At 42.7% G+C, this 4,553-nt stretch carries 3 protein-coding genes; all 3 read left to right on the forward strand.

Going from position 1 to position 4,553, the window contains the following annotated elements; all coding sequences use genetic code 11:
* Positions 1-1,659: beta-galactosidase (locus LKD48_RS16160; RefSeq protein WP_308732619.1), on the forward strand; the 1,659-nt coding region annotated here is incomplete at its 5' end.
* Between the two features lie 99 nt (positions 1,660-1,758).
* Positions 1,759-4,221: a glycoside hydrolase family 2 TIM barrel-domain containing protein gene (locus tag LKD48_RS16165; protein WP_308732620.1), complete on the forward strand. Its 2,463-nt coding sequence runs from the start codon at positions 1,759-1,761 to the stop codon at positions 4,219-4,221.
* Positions 4,222-4,331: 110 nt separating this feature from the next.
* A partial coding sequence (locus LKD48_RS16170) for a beta-galactosidase (protein WP_308732621.1) occupies positions 4,332-4,553 on the forward strand: 222 nt, incomplete at its 3' end.

Consider the following 4,553-nt stretch of genomic DNA (forward strand, 5'->3'; position numbering starts at 1 on the left):
GGATATAATGGAGAAAAGGGTGAGCAGCATATGCGCACACTTACAGCAATGGCACGAGAGATCGGTTTTGATCTGCCGCTTTGCACGGCAACGGGCTGGGGAGGTGCTGCGACTGGAGGACTTCTTCCTGTAATGGGCGGCTACTGCGAAGCACCTTGGGATCAGCGCATTACCGAGATTGAGCCAAACACAAATTATGTATTTAGTCATATCAGAAACGATGCACTTATTGCAAGTGATCATCATGTGGACGATACAGTTACATTCAATCAGGATGATTTTCCATATCTTACAGCAGAGCTTGGCGGTGGCTTACAGGTGACAAAGCACAGACGTCCTATTGTTTCTGGAAATGATGTTGGTGCGATGTCACTTACAAAGCTTGGAAGCGGTGTTGGACTGCTAGGCTACTACATGTATCATGGCGGCAGCAATCCAGATAGCAAGCTTTCCACACTTCAGGAGAGCCGTGCGACAGGATATTTAAATGATCTTCCAGAGATCAACTACGATTTTAATGCGCCAATTCGTCAGTATGGAACGATCTCTGACAATTACCGTGAAATTCGTCTGCTTGCATACTTTTTGCAGGACTTTGGCGCTGATTTAGCTGTTCTTCCAGCTGATATTGATCCAGACTTTGTTAAGCCGGGAGATACACATACTCTTCGCGTATCAGTTCGTCATGATGATACACATGGCTATGTATTTGTTAATAACTATCAGAGACGATTGACAATGGATGATCATAAAGATGTTGTGCTTGAAGGAAAAACAAAAGGTGAGCCAGTTCGTTTCCCGAAAACAGATATTGCGTCCGGCGAGTACGCATTCTATCCATATAATATGAAGCTTAAAAATGCAGTTTTGGTGAGTGCACTTGCGACACCTCTATGCAAGCTGTCATGCAAGGACGAGGATGTATACGTATTCTACGGTGATAAAGATCCGCAGTTTACATGGGAGGGCACACCTGCTAAGGTTCTGCATCTTAGCCGTGCAGACGCATTGTCAGCAGCAAGAGTTACATTAAGGGATCAGCAGGAATATCTTGTATTGTCAGATGATTTTGTATGGGAAGAGAATGGTGCTCTTCGTGTGGTTGGCGGTGAGGAGACAATTATTCGTACATTCCCAAAGCTTTCAAAGGATGTATTGCCGGCAGATTTTAAGGAGATTGCAGGCGAGGGCGAGCTTACAGTTTATAAGAGAAGCCAGGCAAAGAATAATGCAAATGTACAGACAAGTGTTTCATTTGTACAGTCTACTAAGACACCAGAGGAACTTTCTGGAGAGCTTGTAAACAGCTGCGGTCAGCCAGAAACATTAAAAGGTGACGAAAAGATCTATGAGATCAGCGTGCAGTATGCAAAGGAAAATAGAAATGACCGTAAGGAAGGCTATGATTGTATTCTTTCCTTTGATTATGCATGTGAAAGCATGGAACTTTTTGTAAATGGCAGAAAGGTAAACGATTATTTCTATACAGGCCAGAGGGCACTCTTTAGTTTAGGATATTTTGACTTCCCAACAAAAATCACAGCAGTACTTCATCCGCTGCATGAGGGAGATCATATCTACCTGCAGGAATGGCCAAAAATGGATGATAAAAAAGCGTGTCGGATTGAGGCGATTACGCTTACAGAACAGTTTACTTGATAGTCAGGTTTAGATCTTGTCGACGATGCAGAGCAGGAAAAGTTGCAATAAAACTTGCACGAATGCAGCATGGAAAATAGAAAGGGCATGATTAGAAATATGGAAAAATATAGATTACATACTGGGTGGACATTCTGCCTGGATGAGAGAAATGAAAAAGATGAAACAGCACCATCTGAAGGATTTCGCGCTGTAACGCTGCCACATGATTGGAGTACAGACTATCCGTTTGATCCAGAATCAGATACATGTGGATCTGGCGGTTATGCGAAGGCTGGAATCGGCTGGTATCAAAGAACAATTACCATTTCAGAGAACGATATTAAAAACAGACAGATTATTTTGTATTTTGAGGGCGTTTACATGAAGAGCAGCGTCTTCGTAAACGGCACCTATGCAGGCGGTCATATATATGGTTATACCCCGTTTGAGGTGGATATCACTGCACTTGTGCATGAAGGAGAAAATGAGATTCTTGTTCGTGTGGATAACTCCATGCAGCCAGGTTCACGATGGTATTCTGGTTCGGGTATTACAAGAGATGTGTGGTTGGAAAAGCGTCATCCAATTCACATTGCTCGCTATGGAATGTATTTGACAACAGATGAAGGAAATCTTAATATCAGCACAACGCTTCATACATCAGAATGTATGAAAGATGATGACGCTTCATTAAGTCTGACATTTGTATTAAAAGATCAGGATGGAGAAGAGAATGCAAAAAAGGATATTACACTGAAAAATGATTGGACAGAAGCTGATTTGGATGCAGCTATTTTATCTGGAATGGATGAAGATGTGTCGAAGACACTTTGCCAATTGCAGACGTCACTTTCTATTCAAGTAGAAAATCCAGTGCTTTGGGATCACGAAACACCGTATTTGTATGAGCTGACAACCATTTTAAAGAAAAATGACACTATAATTGATGAGCGCACTGATAAAGTGGGATTTCGCAATATCGAATTTGATGCAAAGAAGGGATTTTTAATCAATGGAAAGCATGTAAAGCTAAATGGTGTTTGTCTGCATCACGATGGAGGATGCGTCGGTGCTGCAGTGCCGCCAGAAATTTGGAGACGTCGCCTCGAAAAGCTAAAATGTATGGGCGTTAATTCTGTGCGTTGTTCACACAATCCGCCAGATGAAGCACTTCTTGATCTTTGTGATGAGCTTGGATTTTATGTTATGGACGAGGCATTCGATGAGTGGAGATTGATGAAGGCAAAGGAAATTGGCTCAAATACTCATGAAAGTCATGGATATTCTATGTACTTTGATGCATGTCATGAATGGGATTTAAAGACAATGCTGTATCGTGACCGCAATCATCCGGGAATCGTGCTTTGGAGTATTGGAAATGAGATCCCAGAGGAGGTCGTAGTGGGCGGCGAGGAGCTTGCAGTTGAATTGAGCGGCTACTGCCATACTATTGACCCGACCAGAAAGGTGACTCTTGCGCATGATCAGATTGCAGCAGAACCATATTCAGCTCGCGACGCATTTATGGATAAAATTGATGTAGTTGGCTACAATTATGTAGGCCGATGGAGAGCGCGCGCAGAGCTTTTGTACGATGCGGACCGCGAGGAGCATTTGGATCGCTGCGTGATCGGAACAGAAAATCCATCAGCCGGATATATTCGAAGCGACTACAACTTTGAAGTGGATCCTGGATCCTTCTGGAACAAGCCATATTATACAGCGGCAGTGACGGTAGGCAAGCTTCTTCGCTATACGATGGTTCATGATTTTGTTGCCGGTGATTATATGTGGACAGGCATTGATTATCTGGGAGAAGCAAACTGGCCTCAGCGTTCAGCAGGCTGTGGCTGTCTGGATACTTGTGGTTTTGAAAAAGATGCATTCTATTTTTATAAAAGTGTATGGAATCAGAAGGAAAAATTTGCATATCTGTGCCCACATTGGAACTTAAAGCTGAAAAAGGGAACAGTACTCCCTGTCATCTGTTATACGAACTGTGAGGATGCAGAACTTTTTGTAAATGGCCGTTCTTTTGGTATGAAGTCAAAGGGCTTCCCATGCTACGGAATGACTGAGCGCTATGGCCATTTTGACAGATATAGAAGACCAGCCAACACAGATGATCTGTTCTTAAGCTGGGATGTTCCATATGAGCCTGGAAAAATCGAGGTAGTCGGATATCACGATGGAAAAGAAGTATGCCGTTATAATGTAGAGACAACAGGTGAGGCAGCGTCAATTAAGCTTACAGTTGATAAGACAAGTGTAGATGCTGATGGAAGAAGTATTGTTCAGGCCGAGGTTCGCATTGTGGATGGTGAGGGACGTCTTGTTTTGGATGCATGCCCAGAACTTGATTTTACACTGGAGGGTGATGCAGAGATCATCGGAATTGATAATGGTGATCCAGCGTGTCATGAGCAGTGGAAGGAAACTAAGGGACGTCATGCATTTAATGGAATGGCTTATGCGGTTATTCGTGCAGGACAAAACAAGGGAGAATTGACACTGACAGTACAGGCATCAGGTGTTGATGCAGCTATTGGAAAAGCTAGCGTGACAATTAGTCAAAAATGAAAGACCGCAATATTTTGAAAGAGAAAAGCAAGTAAACGTAATGCTTTTTTTCTGATACGGTAGTATAGTCAAGGCAAAAATGAAGAACCTATAAAAGAAAGGCGGATAACATGGACACAACGTATGGTTTTACAAAAAAATATCTGACGAAGGATGGAATGCCATGGTTTCCGGTCATGGGCGAGATTCATTTTAGCCGATATCGTGCAGATTTATGGGAGGAATCTCTTCGTAAAATGAAAGCAGGCGGTTTGGCGATTGCATCCGTTTATGTCATTTGGATTCATCATGAGGAAGAGGAAGGAAAATTCGATTTTACAGGAAATAGAAAT

The sequence above is a fragment of the Anthropogastromicrobium aceti genome (assembly GCF_020687335.1).
Lineage (GTDB): Bacteria > Bacillota > Clostridia > Lachnospirales > Lachnospiraceae > Anthropogastromicrobium > Anthropogastromicrobium aceti.

Bases quoted from the DNA above. Each gene is read 5' to 3' on its own strand.
- LKD48_RS16165 (WP_308732620.1), top strand. From the start codon at position 1,759: ATGGAAAAATATAGATTACATACTGGGTGGACATTCTGCCTGGATGAG.